We start from the raw sequence: 14,908 nt of genomic DNA on the forward strand, positions 1-14,908 counted from the left end.
CGGGGCGGGCGAAGTCCGTGGCCGCGGCGGCCGGATCCGCGAGCAGCCGCAGGGTGCGGGCGCGGTCCGCGGCGCTGATCCCCGTCGTCACCCCGGTTCTCGCGTCCACGGTCACGGTGTAGGCCGTACCGCGTGGGTCCTCGTTGCGCTCCACCATGGGGGACAGGCGCAGGTCGGCCGCGCGGTGCGCGGTCATCGGCGCACACAGCAGCCCCGATGTGTGCCGGACGGCCCAGGCTGTCCAGTACGTCGTCGCGGCGTGCGCGGCGAGCACCACGTCGCCCTCGTTCTCGCGGTCGGCGGCGTCGGTCACCAGCACCGGCCGGCCCCCGCGCAGCGCCTCCAGCGCCATGGTCATTCGATCCATGACACGAGTATAAGCATGCTTACACTAAATTCGCATGCTTACTCTTCGGTCCGGCCCATCTCCCGCAGTTCGCCCTCGACGACGAGTGCGGCCTGGCGCAGCTGACGGTCGGCGGCGACGATCTCGTCGCGGCCGAGGACCGCTCCCAGTGTGTCGCTGATCTTGAGCACCTCGGTGCCCATCTCCTCGAGCGCGTCGAGGCCGGCCTTGGTGACCTCGAGCGAGAGTGCCCGCTCGCTCTCCGGGTGGGCGCCGCGAGCGACGAACCCGCGCTTCTCCAGCTGGGTCACGATGCGGGTCATCGTCTGCGGGCGGGCGTAGCACCGCCGGGACAGCTGAGCCAGCGTGAGGTGCGGCCGGTTGGCCAGGATCCGCAGCGCGGTGTAGCTGGACAGCGTCATGTTCCACGGCCGCAGCCGCGCGTTCCCGATCCGCGAGATCGCGCGCTCGAACCGGAACGCGGCGTCGATCAGGGAGGACGCTTCGTCCATGTCGGTCGCCGGGTGCGCGGGCGAGCGACCGTCGTCGAACGGATCGATGTAGGGCAAGGGGTCGGTCACCCCTGCAGCGTAGAGCGCCGTCGGCAGGCGTGCGTCAGCATGCTTGCATTCGTATCCGCACGCTTATATGGTGTCAGCATGCTTACATCAGCACGATTCCGTTCCGTCCTGGGACATTTCCCCAGCGGCATCGTGGCGATCACCGGACGGGACGCGGCCGGTGCGCCGGCGGGCATGGCCGTCTCGTCGTTCACGTCGGTCTCGCTCGATCCGCCGCTGGTGGCGTTCCTGCCCGGCAAGGCGTCCTCGACGTTTCCGGTGCTCGCCCGGAGTGGCACGTTCTGCGTAAACGTCCTCGCGGCCGGTCAGGAGGACATCTGCCGCGCGCTGGCGGTGTCCGGAGTGGACAAGTTCGCCGGCCTGCCCTGGCGGCCCGGGCCGCACGGAGATCCCGTGCTCGAGGGGGTCGTGGCCTGGATCGGCTGCACGATCGAGGCCGTGCACGACGCCGGCGACCACCACATCGTCGTCGGCCGCGTCGACGACCTGGCTGCCGGCACCGCGGCGGAGCCGCTGCTGTTCTTCCGCAGCCGGTACCACCACCTCGCGGCCTGAGCCGCGCCCCGACCTCAACGGAGAGGCTTGTCATGACCACACCGGCGGAAGTGAGACGCACGACGCTCGCGGCCTCCATCGGCAACACGGTGGAGACCTACGACTACGCGGTTTACGGGTTCCTCGCGACCGTGCTGGCCAAGGTCTTCTTCCCGGCCGCGAGCACCGCGGCCGGCCTGCTGTCGTCGTTCGCGGTGTTCGGCTCGGCGTTCCTGGCCCGTCCCGCGGGCGCGCTGGTCTTCGGCCCGATCGCGGACCGGCTCGGCCGGCGCCCCGCGCTCGTGGCGTCCCTGCTGCTGATGGCCGGCGCCAGCACGCTGATCGGCCTGCTGCCGTCAACCGGGACGATCGGCATCGCGGCACCGGTCCTGCTGGTGCTGCTGCGGTTCACGCAGGGACTGGCCGCGGGCGGCGAATTCACCACCGCGATCATCTACGTCGCCGAGTTCGCCCCGCCGGATCGGCGTGGCGCGCTGGCGAGCCGCGTGCAGGTCGGCAGCCTGGCCGGTTTCCTGCTCGGCGCGGTCGTCGTGCTGTCGCTCAACGCGGCGCTGACCCCGGCGCAGCTGCTCGGCTGGGGCTGGCGGGTGCCGTTCCTGCTGGCTCTGCCCATCGGCGCGATCGGCCTCTACCTGCGCAGCCGGTTCGGCGAGACACCGGAGTTCCTCGCCGCCCGCCACCGTCCGTCCACAGTGGACAGGGCGGTGGACCGGCAGTGGTCCGCGGTGTTGCTGCTCGTCGGCGTGTCCGTGCTGCACATCGTCGGCATCTACATGGTCTACACCTATGTGCAGAGCTACCTCATCCAGCTGCGCCTGTCCGCTCTTACCGCCACCTCGGTGATCGCGTTCGCGCTGGTGGCCGGGATCTTTCTGGTGCTGGCCGGTGGCCGCGTCTCCGACCGGACGGGGCGTCCGAAAGCCCTGCTGGTGTCCTCGCTCGTCGTGCTCGTGGTGAGCTATCCGCTGTTCGCCGTGCTGGCCACCGCGCCGCCGTGGTGGCTGGTCGTCGGCTGCACGCTGCTGCTGTCGGCGGGCCCGGCGTTCTACTCCGGCATCGCGCCGATCACTTACGTCCAGCTCGTTCCGGTGCGTCGGCGCGGCAGCGTCGTCGGCATCTCCTACAACGTCACCGTCGGCATCCTCGGCGGTTCGGCGGTGTTCATCTGCCAGGCCCTGATCGAACTGACCGGCGACCGTCGCGCACCCGCGTATCTCTTGGTGGCCGCGGCCGCCGCCAGCGCCCTCGCCGCGTTCGCGCTCACCCGCCGCGCCGCGCGGCCCGAACCCGCCCCGGCCACCCGGCCCCTGTCCGCGGAGTCCAGCCCATGACCACCTTGACCCTGTCCGATGCCCACGGCCTCGTCGTGGCCGCCATGTCGGAGGCCGGGCACACCCCGGACGAGGCCTCCGTCATCGCCGATCACCTGCTCGACTGCGAACTGCGGGGGCTGACGTTCGGCGGCCTCGCCCGTGCCCTGTCCATTGTGGAACGCATCCGCGCCGCGGCCGAGGCGCCGCGGCCGATCCGGGTCACCGCCGAGACCCCGGTGTCGGCGACCGTCGACGGCGGCGACCAGGTGGGCTACCTCGTCGGCATGCGGGCGCTCGAGCTGGCCGTGGCGAAAACCCGTGCGCAGGGGATGGCCGTGGTCGGCGCCCGCAACACCTGGTACACGGGAATGTTCTCCTACTACCTGGAGAAGGCCGCCGCGGCCGGGCTCGCCGGGATGATCGCGGGCAGCGGGCCCGCGGTGGTCGCCCCGCACGGCGGCACCGAGGGAAGGTTCGGCACCAACCCGATCGCGTTCGGGTTCCCCGCGACGCCGGCGCCGGTCATCTGGGACATCGGCACCTCCGCCGTGATGTACGGCGAAGTGGTGCTGAAGGCGCGGCTCGGCGAGCAGCTCGAGGCGGGCCAAGCCTACGACGCCGCCGGGGCTCCCACGCTCGACCCCGCGGCGGCGCTGGACGGCGCGTTCGGCGTGTGGGGCGGCCACAAGGGGTCCGGGCTGGCCATGGTCGTGCAGTTGCTCGGCATGATGAGCGGCGCGTCCGCCGCCCCGCCGGGCATCTCCGACTGCGGGTTCTTCGTGCTGCTGGTCGATCCGGCCGCGCTCACCGACGCGGACGACTACCGCCGCCGCGTCAGCGAGTACGCCGAGTCGATCCGGGCTACGCGGCCCGTCGCAGGGGGTTCCGCCGTCCGGGTCCCGTTCGACCGATCCTTCGCCTGCCGCGAGGAAGCGTTGCGGCGCGGCACGGTCGAGGTGCCGGACCCAGTGGTCGCCGCCCTGCGGAAGATCGCGCACGAGTGGTCTCCGCGCGCATGACTTCGCCAGGCACAAAGCCTGGCTCGCACACTACTGAGGAGACATGATGGTCGAATTCTTCACGGGGCTGCAGCCCCTCGACACCGGCGAGACCGGACCTGACGAGATGATCGCGCGGGTCCGGGAGCTGGACCGTTCGCAGGCGATCGACCGCGTCTTGGTCGGGTATTCCTCGACCTGGCCGCACAACCACGCGACCGCGCCGTTCGCCCTCGCGCTGACGGAGAAGTTCTCGCCGATCGTCGCCCACCGGCCCGGGGTCATGCCACCGGTGGCCGCCGCCCGCTACTTCGCCACGCTCGACGTGCTGGCCCGCGGGCGGCTCGCCGTCAACGTCGTCGTCGGCGGCTCCGACAAGGATCTCCGGCGCGAATCGGACGACCTGCCCAAGGCCGAGCGCTACCGGCGCGCGGTCGAGTACCTCGACGTCGTCCGGCGCACCTGGACCTCGCCCGAGCCGTTCGACCACCACGGCGAGTACTACACCGCCGACGCGGTGAAGATCCTGACCAAGCCGGTGCAGGGCCAGGTGCCGATCTTCATGGGCGGCGAAAGCGACGACGCGGTCGACTTCGGCGCCCGCCACGCCGACCGGTACATGCTGTGGGGCGAGCCGTTCGCGGGCACGAAGGAACGCATCGACCGGGTCACCGCGGCCGCGGCCGGCTACGGCCGGAAGATGCGGTTCTCCCTGAGCCTGCGGCTGTTCCTCGGGGACACCGACGACGACGCCTGGGCGCAGGCACGCGCGGTGGAGCGGCAGATCGCCGAAAGCACCGGCGCGTTCCTGCGTTCGTCGTCCACCGACACGTCCGTCGGCAGGCAACGGGCGCTCGCGCTGACCGAGGAGGAACTGCACGACGACTGCTTCTGGACCGGGCTGACGAAACTGCTGGGTGGTTTCGCCAACTCGCAGGCGCTCGTCGGCACCGAAGACCGCATCCTGAACACGTTGGGCACCTACCGTGATCTCGGGGTCGACGCCTTCCTGGTGACCACCGGCGCCGAGGCGGCCTGGGACCCGGCCCTGGAAGGCTTCCTGACCCGGGTGAAGAAGGAGCTGGCATGACCGGAACCGGCACGCGGCCCGGAGAGCTCGCGGCGGAAACCGTCGGCGGGCTGATCGCCGCGCGAGCACGGGAACACCCCGGCAAACCCGCACTCGTGGTCGACGGCACCGAGCTGACCTACGGCGAGCTGGACCAGGCGGTGTCCGAAGTCGCACGCGGCCTGCTCGCGGTCGGGGCCGCGCCCGGCGACTCGGTCGGCATCCTCCTGCCCAACCGCGCCGAATACGTGCTGACGTGGTTCGGCGCCGCCCGCGCCGGGCTCGTCGAAGTCCCCGTCAACACCGCCTACAAAGGACAGTTCCTCGACCACGCCCTGCGCAGCACCGACGTGCGGTTCCTCGTCACCGAGCCCGCACTGCTCGAACTCGTCGCCGACCTCTCCGAACCGCCGCACACGCTGACCACGGTCGTGGTGCTCGGTGACACCGCCCCCGGCCGTACTCCGCCAGGGGTGCGGGTGCTGAGCTGGCGCGAACTGCTCGCCGCGGGCGACCCGGCACGCGAGCTTCCCCGGGTCGGCCCCAGCGACCCGGTGGCCATCATGCTCACCTCCGGCACCACCGGTCGCAGCAAGGGAGTCGTGTACCCGAACCGCATGCAGGTCGTCGCCGCCCGGGAGTGCGCGACTCAGCTGGGCACGACCTCCGACGAGCGGCTGTACACGTGCCTGCCGCTGTTCCACGGCGCGGCCCAGGTCAACATCACCCTGCACGGCCTGTCCGCCGGGGCCACCGTGGTGCTCGGCCGCCGGTTCTCCGCCAGCGGGTTCTGGGACGAGATCCGCGCGCACCGGGTCACCCAGTTCAACGCGCTGGGCTCGATCCTGCCGGTCCTGCTGGCCCGGCCACCGTCCGAACGGGACCGTGACCACCAGGTCGAGCGCGTGTTCGCCGCACCCGCTCCGCCCGAGGTGCTGCATCCGTTCGAGGAACGGTTCGGAGTGCACATCGTGGAGGGCTACGGGCTCACCGAGATCAAGAACGTCCTGTACAACCCGCTCGACGCCCGCAAGGTCGGCTCGATCGGCCTGCCCACCGAGTCGTCGATCGTCGAAGTCCACGACGAACGCGGGAACCGCGCGGCACCCGGCCAGGCCGGGGAGATCGTGTACCGGCCGTGCCAGGCGGACATCATGTTCGCCGGCTACCGTGGTGATCCCGAGGCGACCCTCGCGACCATGAAAGACCTTTGGTGGCACACCGGCGACCTCGGCTACACGGACGAGGACGGGTACTTCTACTTCATCGACCGCAAGAAGGACGCCCTGCGCCGGCGCGGCGAGAACATCTCCTCCCACGAAGTCGAATCCGTCCTGCTCGCCTACCCCGGCGTGGTCGCGGCGGCGGCGGTCGCCACCCCGTCGGAGCTGGGGGAGGACGAGGTGCTCGCCGTCCTGCAGCTGGAATCCGGGCGGCAGGTGGACTTCGCCGGCCTGTTCGCGCACTGCGACCGGGCCATGCCGCACTTCATGGTCCCCCGCTACTACCGCGTCGTCGACGAGCTGCCCGTCACGCCGACCGGCAAGGTCCGCAAGACCGACCTGCGCGGCCAGGGCCGGGACGACGCCTGGGACGCCCACGCCGCCGGATTCACCCCGGCCCGCCATGTCTGAGCGGCAGGCGGTGCGCATCCGCGAAATCGCGCCACGCCTGGCGTTCCAGGACCACGTGGCGCCGACCGAGGTCAAGGTCGAGCTGGTGCGGCGGCTCGTCGACGCCGGGATCCGCGCGTTCGAGCTGTCTTCGTTCGTGCGGCCCGACCTGATCCCGGGACTCGCCGACGCCGAGAAGGTGTTCGCGACGGTTCCGCGCGTACCGGGCCTGCGCCTCGGCTGCTGCGTCGGCAACCTGCGCGGCCTGGCGCGGGCGATCGACGCGGGCGCGCACAGCGCCTCGTTCCTGTTGTCCGCCGACGAGGACTTCGCCCGTGCCAACACCGGCCGCTCCACAGTGGACTCGCTGGCCGAACTCGAGCGGATGGCCGCCTACGCCGCCGACCACGACATCGTGCTCGGCACGTACGTGATCTTCGCCTGGGGTGGCCCCACCGGACCCGCTCGTGGCGGCGAAGATCTCGAACCACTGGCCGGCCGGCTCCTCGACATCGGCGTGGACCACTGGATCCTCGCCGACTCGTCCGGCTACGCGGCACCACCCCAGATCCGCGAACTCGTCACCACCGCGCTTGCCCGCATCCCCGCCGAGAACCTCACCGTGCAGATCCACGACGCCCGCGGCCTGGGTTTGGCCGCGCTGCTCCCGCTGCTCGACCTCGGCGTCCGGAACATCGACACCGCACTCGCCGGCAGCGGCGGGCATCCGGCCATGCCGGGCACCCGGGGCGGCGGCGTGTGCACCGAGGACGCCGTGCAGCTGCTCGAACTGTCCGGTGTGGACACCGGAATCGACCTGCCCCGCCTGATCGACAGCGCGAACTGGCTGGCCGCCGAAGCCGGCGTGCCGTGCCAGGGGTTCGTCCGGCACACCGGCCCGGTGCCGGACCGGCCCGGGCGGCCGCTCGCCTTCCGCTGGTGAACCAAGGAGAACCCATGCCGAACATCGTTGTCGCCGGAGCGGGCCTGACGGGGCTCGCCGCCGCGATCTCCGCCCGCGAAGCCGGCGCGAACGTCGTCCTGCTGGAGAAGGGCAGCCGTGCCGACGTCGGCGGGAACGCCGCGTTCTCCGGCGGGCTGTTCCTGTTCCGCTACGACGGGCCGGACGACCTCACCTCGATCACCCAGGACTTCGAACCCGGCCTGCGCGCCGGGAAAATCACCGCGCCGCCCTACACCCGCGAGGCCTACGCGGCCGAGCTGACGGCGATGAGCGACGGCCGGGCCGACCCGGAGCTGGTGGCCGCGCTCGCGCAACGCTCGCTGGACACCGTGCGGTGGCTCGCCGCGAAAGGGGTGCGCTTCACCTTCAACCGGACACTCGGCGCCCGCGTGCGAGACGGCGTGCTGCATGTGCCGCCCGGACAGATCCTGACCAGCACGGGCGAAGGGATGTCGCGCGGGTTCGAGGTGATCAAGCCGCTGCTGCGCCACGCCGAGCGGATCGGCGTCGAACTCCGCTGGTCCACCCCGCTCGTCGACGTCGTCCGCGAGGGCGAGCGGGTCACCGGGGTGCTCACCGACGACGGCGTGGTGCCCGCTGACGCGGTGGTGATCGCCAGCGGCGGATTCCAGGCCAATCGCGAGCTGCGGCTCCGGCATCTAGGCCCCGAGTGGGAGAACGTGAAACTGCGCGGCACGCGCCTGGCGACGGGCGACGGGATGCTGGCGGCGCTGCGGGCCGGGGCCGGCGCGGCCGGGACCTGGGCGAGCTGCCATTCGGCCGCCGTGGACCCGACCATGCCCGCACCGGAGCGCAGCGAGGCGTCGCCGCCGTTCCCCTTGCACGGGTTCTGGCTCGGGGTCCTCGTCAACCGCGACGGCGAGCGGTTCGTCGACGAGGGACCCGGCCCGTGGGTGAAGAACTACTCGAAGATGGGCAAGGCGATCATGCGCCAGCCCGGGCGGGAGGCGTACGAGATCTTCGACCAGCGCACCGCGGCGCGCGTGGCCGACGAGTTCGCCGGGGCCGCGGTCCCGGTCACCGCGCAGACCCTGCCCGAACTCGCCGAACGCATCGGCGTGCCCGCCGAGGCACTGGTGGGCACGATCGAGGAGTTCAACCGTGCGTGCCGGGACGACGGCCGCACGACGGGGATCACGCCGGCCAAGTCGCACTGGGCCACCCCACTCGACCGCCCGCCGTTCGTCGCCTACCACGCGACCGCCGGGCTGACGTTCACGTTCGGCGGCGTGCGGATCGACCCCGACGGGCGCGCGCTGGCCTCCGACGGCACGCCGGTGCCGGGCCTGTACGCGGCGGGCGAGGCCACCGGCGGCCTGTTCTACGGTGACTATCCCGGCGGCGCCGCCCTCATGCGGGCCGCGGTGTTCGGGCGCGCGGCGGGCCGGACCGCGGCGAGTGAGGCCATGCCTCAGCGTGACTGAGGGTGTGCAGCGGCCAGGCCACGGAGGATGCCCGATCCAGGCCGTCGACGCACGCCGCGTGCACGGAGGCCACGCTGAGCCGCGCGGGCCGCCTGGTCGGCGAGTCCGATGAGGACGGATTCGATGTGGGCCGGATCGGGGCGGTGCCGCCGCGCGATCTCCTCCGCGAGCCGGCAAGGCCCTGAACGAAGGCGCAGGCCGGGGCGGGCTCGTGCACGATGTCGCGGATCGCGAAGCGGGTCGCGAGTCCGGCGGTCAGCCGGCGCGCCCGGCTTCGTGCGCCGAATGCCGCAAGCAACCCCGATGCACCGTCGACCACCGCGCCGGATGCGGTCAGCCCGGCACTCGCCAGCAGGGCCGGCTCGACACCGGCCCGTGCGGCCATCGCCGAATGCGGCACGTGCTCCTGGGTACCTGCCCGCGCCCACTCGTCGAAGCCGCACGCCGCATTGGCCGCGATGCCGGGCACCGCCCGAGTCGTGGCCTCGTCGAGAGCGAGCAGGCGGGCGCACACGGCGGTCCGCCGCGGACAGCAACCGCCCGTCGGGGGCTCCGACCTGTCCTGCCAGTGCCGGCAGAGCGGGGGAGAGCACGGGGCGGGAACGAGCTGTCGACGTGGGCGTCCGTTCGACCGGACGCCGCCGCGGGCACGCTGGTGAGGCAGGCCGCGTCGGCGCGGCTGCGGCGCCCAGGATCAGCGCCGCGCCTGCATCCTTCCGTGGTGGCCGCGACTATCGTCGTGCACACCTGTTAGTATAAGCATGCTGACAGAAGATTCGCATGCTTATGGAGGCCTTGTGGTGCTGTACGAACTCGCCCATCTCGCACTGAAGCTCTACACGGTGCCCAAGGCGCTTTCCGCACTCGAGGAATACGCCGCAGGCGCGTCGGCGCGCGGCAGGCTGCTCGGCTGCTGGGAGACCGAGCACGGGGAGATCGTCGGCCGGGTCTTGCTGCTCCGCGAGTTCGAGGACGCGGGAGCACTCGCCGACGAGCGGCAGCGGACCCTCACCAGTTCCGATCCGTTCGGGATCGGCGAGCACCTGGAGTCGTTCACCGTCAACAGCTATGCGCCGTTCCCGTTCGTCCCACCCGTCCAAACCGGACACTACGGCGACGTCTACGAGTTCCGCACCTACGAATTGAAGGTCGGCGGCCTGCTGCCCACCATGGCGGGCTGGGAAGCCGCACTCCCCGAACGCACCAAGCTTTTTCCCCTCACCACGGCGATGTACGGCCTGGACGGGATCCCGCGCATCACGCACATCTGGCCGTTCCCCGGTCTCGACGATCGCCTGGCCATCCGCCGCGAGTCCTACGAACGCGGGATCTGGCCCCCGCGGAACGGCCCGGAGAACATTGCCCGCGCGACCTCCAGCATCGCTATTCCCACCGCTTTTTCGCCGCTGCACTGAGCCGTGAGACGCCTCGGCGGCACCGTGGAAACATTGTCGATCGCTTCTGCGGCTCGACCTGCTTGGCTGCGGGGACTTCGATTACCAGCTCGACCTGCTGATCGGCGGGTTGCGTCCGGCGTGAGGCCGGGAATTCACACAGCGGCGAGCCGGCGGAAGCGGCTGCCGTGGAAGACCAGCGGTGGTGTTCCGGCCGTGCGCAGGCGGTGGATCTTCAGGAGCGCGATCACGTGGTCGCCGGCCGGGACCTCGTCATGCGGGGAGCACTCGAGCCAGGCACTCGAACCGCTGATGAACACGCTGTCGTCCGGGCCGGGCTCCCACTCGACCTCGCGGAAGCGGTCGCCGTGCCGGGCGGACAGGCTGAGGCAGGCGTCGTCCTGTCCTTCGGCGAGGACGCTGAGGCCCAGCCGGTGCCGGTTCCGCAGGAGCGGCCAGGTCGACGACGTCCGCTGGATGCAGATCGACACCAGCGGCGGCGACAGCGAGACCGAGGTGAACGAGCTGGCAGCCATGCCGCGGGGTACTCCGTCGACGAGGGCACACACCGCGGTGACGCCGGAGGGGAAACAGCCGAAGGCTTCGCGCAGGTGGCTCTCGGACGTCACGGACTGGAGGTCGATCATCAGCGTCCTTTCCGAAGCGGGGGATGCAGGGCCCGCACGCGCGGGGCGGGGCGGGTGAAGCGTTCGACGTCAACGGCGGCGTGCTGGCCGGCGCAGCCCTGCGACAGCCGGGACGACGGGATGTCCGCGGTGAGGACGTTCGGGTTGCCGTGGGCGCACAGTGGGCCGGTGGGGTGGTCGTCGACCGGGTCGAACCAGGCGCCGGTCGGGAGCTGGACGACGCCGGGGCGGAGGGCGTCGTCGAGGACCGCGCCGGCCAGGCAGGCGCCGCGGTCGTTGAACACCCGGACCACGTCGCCCGCCGTGATGCCGCGGGCTGCCGCGTCGGCCGGGTTGAGGCGGATCCGCTCGCGACCGGCTACTTTTCCGGCACTGCTGACGTCGCCGGCGTCGAGTTGGCTGTGCAGGCGGGTGTGCGGCTGGTTCGCGATCAGCCACAGCGGCCCGGTTTCGCTCGGCGGCAGCCACACCGGGTGGCCGGGGCAGTCCGGATAGCCGAAGCCCGCGATGGTGGCCGACGTGATCTCGATGCGGCCGCTCGGGGTGCGCAGGGGATGGGCGTCCGGGTCCGCGCGGAAGTCGGCGAACAGTGTGTGGTGCTCGCGGCCGGGCGGCAGCCGCAGCTCGCCATCGGCCCAGAACCGCTCGAACGCCGGTTCGTCGCGCCAGCTGCCGTAGAGGTGTTCAAGCCATTGCCGGGCCGTGCGGCCTTCGGTGAACGCGTCGGCGACGCCGAGGTGGGAGGCCAGCTCCGCGAAGATCGCGTAGTCGTCCCGCGCTTCTCCGGCGGGCAGTGCGATCCGGTGCATAGCGATCAGGTGGGTGTCGCGGCGGCCGGAGCCGAGGTCCTCGCGTTCCAAGGTCGTTGTCGCGGGCAGGACGATGTCGGCGTGCCGGGCGGTCGCCGTCCAGTGCGGTTCGTGGACGACGACGGTGTCCGGGCGGGTGAACGCGCGGCGCAGGCGGTTGAGGTCCTGGTGGTGGTGGAAGGGGTTGCCGCCCGCCCAGTACACGAGCCGGGTGTCGGGGTAGCGGCGGACTTCGCCGTCGTAGTCATAAGTCTCGCCCGGGTGCAGCAGCAGGTCGGCGATCCGCGCCACCGGGATGAACTCGTCCACCGGGTTCACGCCCTGCGGCAGGGACGGGACGCGCAGCTCGGGGCCGGTGTCGCCGACGTCGCCCATCGAGCCGTAGCCGTGGCCGAACCCGCCGCCGGGCAGGCCGATCTGGCCGAGCAGCGCGGCCAGCGCGATGCCCGCCCACACCGGCTGCTCGCCGTGTTCGGTGCGCTGCAACGACCACGTCACGGTGATCAGCGTCCGGTGCGCGGCCATTTCCCGGGCCAGTGCGACGATGTCCGCGGCCGGGATGCCGGTGATCGCCGCCGCCCACTCCGGGTTCTTGTCGCGCAGGTACCGCTCGAACTCCGGGTAGCCGACGCAGTAGCGGTCGAGGAACGCGCGATCGTGCAAGCCTTCGGCGACGAGCGTGTGGGCCAGCGCCAGCATCAGCGCGGTGTCGGTCGCGGGCCGGATCGGGTACCAGCGCGCATCCACAGTGGACGGTATGTCGTCGCGCAACGGGCTGACCAGCGCGACGCGGCCGCCGAACCGCGCGAGGTGGCCGGGGGTGCCGTGGACGGTGACCCCGCCGGGCGTGACGAACACGTTCTTCTCCGGCACGCCGCCGAACGCGATGATCAGCTCGGTGTGCGCGGCGATCGTCGGCCAGGTCGACGCCTGCCGCAGCACGGCGTGGGTGTCGCCGACGACGTGCGGCAGCAGCACCGAGGACGTGCCGTTGCTGTAGCTGTTCCGCGACGCCGTGAAGCCGCCGATCGTGTTCAGGAAGCGGTGCAGCTGGCTTTGGGCGTGGTGGAAGCGTCCGGCGCTCGCCCAGCCGTAGGAGCCGCCGAAGATCGCCTGGTTGCCGTGCTCGGTCCGGACGCGGTCCAGTTCGGCGGCCAGCAGGTCGAGCACCTCGTCCCAGGGCAGCTCGACGAACTCGTCGCGGCCGCGACGATCGTCCGGTCCGGGGCCGTGCTCGAGCCAGCCGCGGCGGACCGCGGGCCGGGTCACCCGGGTGGGGTGGTCGAGCGCGGCGGCCAGGTTGCCGAGCAGGGGTGACGGTGCCGGGTCGGCGGGGTGCGGTGCGACGCGCAGCCGGCCTTCGGCGTCGACCTCGGCGGAGAAGGCGCCCCAGTGCGATGTGCTCGGCTTCATGCGCCGACGGTAACGGCGTCGGCGCGTTCCCGGACCAGCTTGACGAGGGTGCCGTAGTCACGAGCGTCGGCCAGCGGCGAGAACCCGCGGATCAGCAGCGTGCCGACGCCGAGCCGGACGTAGTCCAGCAGCGAGTCCGCGACCTGCTCGTAGCTGCCGACCAGCGCGGTCGAGTTCCCGGCGGCGCCGGTCGTCTTGGCCACCGCGGTCCACAGGCGCTCGTCGACCACGTCACCGGTCGCCGCGGCCTCCAGGAGCCGTTGCGAGCCGACGGCTTCGCTCGAATCGCGGCGGCCCTTGAATTCGCCGACGCGGTCCTGGGTGAGCCGCAGGATGTCCCGCGCCCGCTCCCACGCCTCGGACTCGGTCGCGGCGGGGATGGGGCGCAGGCTGACGCTGAACGCGATGTCCCGCCGGGCGGCCGCTCGCACTTGCTCGATGCGCTCGGCGATCCCGGCCAGGGGTTCGCCCCAGAACGCGTAGACGTCGGCGTGCTTTGCCCCGACCCGGATCGCGTCGGCCGACGCGCCGCCGAAGTACACCGGGATCCCGGCGGCCGGGCGGACGTCGGACAGCGCGCCGCGGACCCGGTAGAACTCGCCTTCGTGGTCGAACGGCTCGGCCGACTCCCACGTCCGGCGCACCACGGACAGGAAGTCGTCGGTGCGGCGGTAGCGGGTGGGCTTGTCGGTGAAGTCGCCGTCGCGGGCCTGGTCGGCGTCGTCGCCGCCGGTGATCACGTGCAGCGCGATCCGGCCGGGGTGGAACGCGTCGAGGGTGGCGAACTTGCGGGCCAGCTGGGTGGGCGCGACGAACCCGGGCCGGTGGGCCAGCAGCACGCCGAGCCGCTCGGTGGCCGCGAGGACCTGGTCGGCGAGGACGAACCCGTCCGGGCTGCTCGCCGACTGGGCGATCAGCACGCGGTCGAACCCGGCTTCCTCGTGGGTGCGGGCGACTTCGCGCAGGTAGCCGGGCTGGATGACCGGCCCTTCGGCAGCGACGATCTCACTGGTCTGGCGGCCGGCGGCGTAACCGATGAATTCGAGTGTCACGGGGTCTCCTGTCCCAGGGCGCGGGCGGCGGCGAAGATGTCGCTCATCCGCCAGCTTTCGTTGGCATGGGTGCGGCGCGACCGGCCCCAGCCGGAGTCGCGCCGGTACTGCGCGGGCCAGTCCGAAGCCCGGACGGCGGTTTCGTCGACGGCCACGGGGGTGCGGCAGTCGGGGTCGACGAACAGGGCGTCGACCGGGCAGTAGAGCTCGCAGAGGAAGCACGTCTGGCAGTCGCTCTGCCGGGCGATGGACGGCGGGGCGTCCGGGACCGCGTCGAAGACGTCGCTGGGGCACACCTGGACGCACTTGTCGCAGGCGATGCACCGGTCGGCGAGGACGAGTTCGATCACGCGGCGGCCTCCTGCCGGTCCGTACGCCAGTGCATGCCGAGTGTTTCCGGCCTCTGCAACGCCGCTTCCTTGACCCAGCGGCCCATCGCGACCAGTGACGCGGTTTCGCGCGCGGACACGGCGTCGCGGCCTTCCCCCGTGAGCGCGGACTCGACCTCCGTCCACAGGGAATCCAATGTAGACAAAGAGGCACGGAGACCCGGCTCGTCGCGGAACATGTTCTTGTCGTAGGCGTTCAGCTCCTCCCGCACGACATCGACGACAGCGGCGGTGTCCACCGCGGCCGGACGTCCACCGGGGCGGATCCCGGCGCGGCCCGCCGGGCGCAGGGGTGCGCGGGCGGCCGAACGAGCGTGCCG

The 14,908-nt window shown here is 71.9% G+C and carries 15 protein-coding genes and 1 pseudogene; 8 read left to right on the forward strand and 8 right to left on the reverse strand.

Going from position 1 to position 14,908, the window contains the following annotated elements; translation table 11 throughout:
- On the reverse strand, nt 1-367 hold a 367-nt coding region (locus G3I65_RS52610; RefSeq protein ID WP_239071983.1), incomplete at its 3' end, for a 3,4-dihydroxy-2-butanone-4-phosphate synthase.
- A gap of 38 nt (nt 368-405) precedes the next feature.
- Nucleotides 406-927: a MarR family winged helix-turn-helix transcriptional regulator gene (locus G3I65_RS52615; protein ID WP_160703687.1), complete on the reverse strand. Its 522-nt coding sequence runs from the start codon at nt 925-927 to the stop codon at nt 406-408.
- A gap of 132 nt (nt 928-1,059) precedes the next feature.
- Between G3I65_RS52615 and G3I65_RS52620 the strand changes: the two genes are divergently transcribed.
- The 7 genes from G3I65_RS52620 to tcuA are packed head-to-tail and all read left to right on the forward strand — an operon-like array spanning nt 1,060 to nt 8,884.
- A complete protein-coding gene (locus G3I65_RS52620) occupies nt 1,060-1,482 on the forward strand; it encodes a flavin reductase family protein (RefSeq protein WP_375336790.1) in 423 nt (140 codons plus the stop codon).
- 32 nt (nt 1,483-1,514) lie between these two features.
- Nucleotides 1,515-2,813: an MFS transporter gene (locus G3I65_RS52625; RefSeq protein WP_160703691.1), complete on the forward strand. Its 1,299-nt coding sequence runs from the start codon at nt 1,515-1,517 to the stop codon at nt 2,811-2,813.
- Nucleotides 2,810-3,814, forward strand: a complete 1,005-nt coding sequence (locus tag G3I65_RS52630) for an Ldh family oxidoreductase (protein ID WP_160703693.1) — start codon at nt 2,810-2,812, stop codon at nt 3,812-3,814. The genes G3I65_RS52625 and G3I65_RS52630 overlap by 4 nt, the downstream gene beginning before the upstream one ends.
- A 46-nt stretch (nt 3,815-3,860) precedes the next feature.
- Nucleotides 3,861-4,883, forward strand: coding sequence for an LLM class flavin-dependent oxidoreductase (locus G3I65_RS52635; protein ID WP_160703695.1), 1,023 nt, complete (start codon nt 3,861-3,863; stop codon nt 4,881-4,883).
- Nucleotides 4,880-6,496 carry an AMP-binding protein gene (locus G3I65_RS52640; RefSeq protein WP_160703697.1) on the forward strand — a complete coding sequence of 539 codons (1,617 nt, stop codon included), beginning with the start codon at nt 4,880-4,882 and terminating at the stop codon, nt 6,494-6,496. Before G3I65_RS52635 ends, G3I65_RS52640 begins: the two co-directional genes overlap by 4 nt.
- Complete coding sequence (locus G3I65_RS52645; protein WP_160703699.1) at nt 6,489-7,418, forward strand: pyruvate carboxyltransferase; 930 nt, start codon at nt 6,489-6,491, stop codon at nt 7,416-7,418. The genes G3I65_RS52640 and G3I65_RS52645 overlap by 8 nt, the downstream gene beginning before the upstream one ends.
- A 14-nt stretch (nt 7,419-7,432) precedes the next feature.
- On the forward strand, nt 7,433-8,884 hold the full coding sequence (tcuA, locus tag G3I65_RS52650) for an FAD-dependent tricarballylate dehydrogenase TcuA (protein WP_160703701.1): 1,452 nt from the start codon (nt 7,433-7,435) through the stop codon (nt 8,882-8,884).
- On the opposite strand, the gene G3I65_RS59205 is transcribed toward tcuA, so the two are convergent.
- Nucleotides 8,811-9,398, reverse strand: a complete 588-nt coding sequence (locus G3I65_RS59205; RefSeq protein WP_160703703.1) for an MmgE/PrpD family protein — start codon at nt 9,396-9,398, stop codon at nt 8,811-8,813. The two genes, tcuA and G3I65_RS59205, sit on opposite strands and share 74 nt — an antisense overlap.
- Before the next feature lie 286 nt (nt 9,399-9,684).
- Between G3I65_RS59205 and G3I65_RS52660 the strand changes: the two genes are divergently transcribed.
- A complete protein-coding gene (locus G3I65_RS52660) occupies nt 9,685-10,299 on the forward strand; it encodes an NIPSNAP family protein (RefSeq protein ID WP_160703715.1) in 615 nt (204 codons plus the stop codon).
- A gap of 134 nt (nt 10,300-10,433) precedes the next feature.
- On the opposite strand, the gene G3I65_RS52665 is transcribed toward G3I65_RS52660, so the two are convergent.
- The 5 genes and pseudogenes from G3I65_RS52665 to G3I65_RS52685 form a co-directional block, all read right to left on the reverse strand.
- Entirely contained in the window at nt 10,434-10,925 is a 492-nt protein-coding gene (locus tag G3I65_RS52665; protein ID WP_160703705.1) for a flavin reductase family protein, read from the reverse strand.
- Nucleotides 10,925-13,147 (reverse strand): molybdopterin-dependent oxidoreductase, encoded by a 2,223-nt coding sequence (locus G3I65_RS52670; protein ID WP_160703707.1) that lies wholly within the window; start codon nt 13,145-13,147, stop codon nt 10,925-10,927. The genes G3I65_RS52665 and G3I65_RS52670 overlap by 1 nt, the downstream gene beginning before the upstream one ends.
- A complete protein-coding gene (locus G3I65_RS52675; protein ID WP_160703709.1) occupies nt 13,144-14,199 on the reverse strand; it encodes an LLM class flavin-dependent oxidoreductase in 1,056 nt (351 codons plus the stop codon). The genes G3I65_RS52670 and G3I65_RS52675 overlap by 4 nt, the downstream gene beginning before the upstream one ends.
- Nucleotides 14,196-14,549: a ferredoxin family protein gene (locus G3I65_RS52680; RefSeq protein WP_160703711.1), complete on the reverse strand. Its 354-nt coding sequence runs from the start codon at nt 14,547-14,549 to the stop codon at nt 14,196-14,198. Before G3I65_RS52680 ends, G3I65_RS52675 begins: the two co-directional genes overlap by 4 nt.
- Nucleotides 14,546-14,908, reverse strand: a pseudogene (locus G3I65_RS52685) (hypothetical protein); the annotation flags it as partial. The pseudogene G3I65_RS52685 and the gene G3I65_RS52680, both read right to left, overlap by 4 nt.

This window comes from Amycolatopsis sp. SID8362 (genome assembly GCF_010550475.1).
Taxonomy (GTDB): Bacteria; Actinomycetota; Actinomycetes; order Mycobacteriales; family Pseudonocardiaceae; genus Amycolatopsis; species Amycolatopsis eburnea.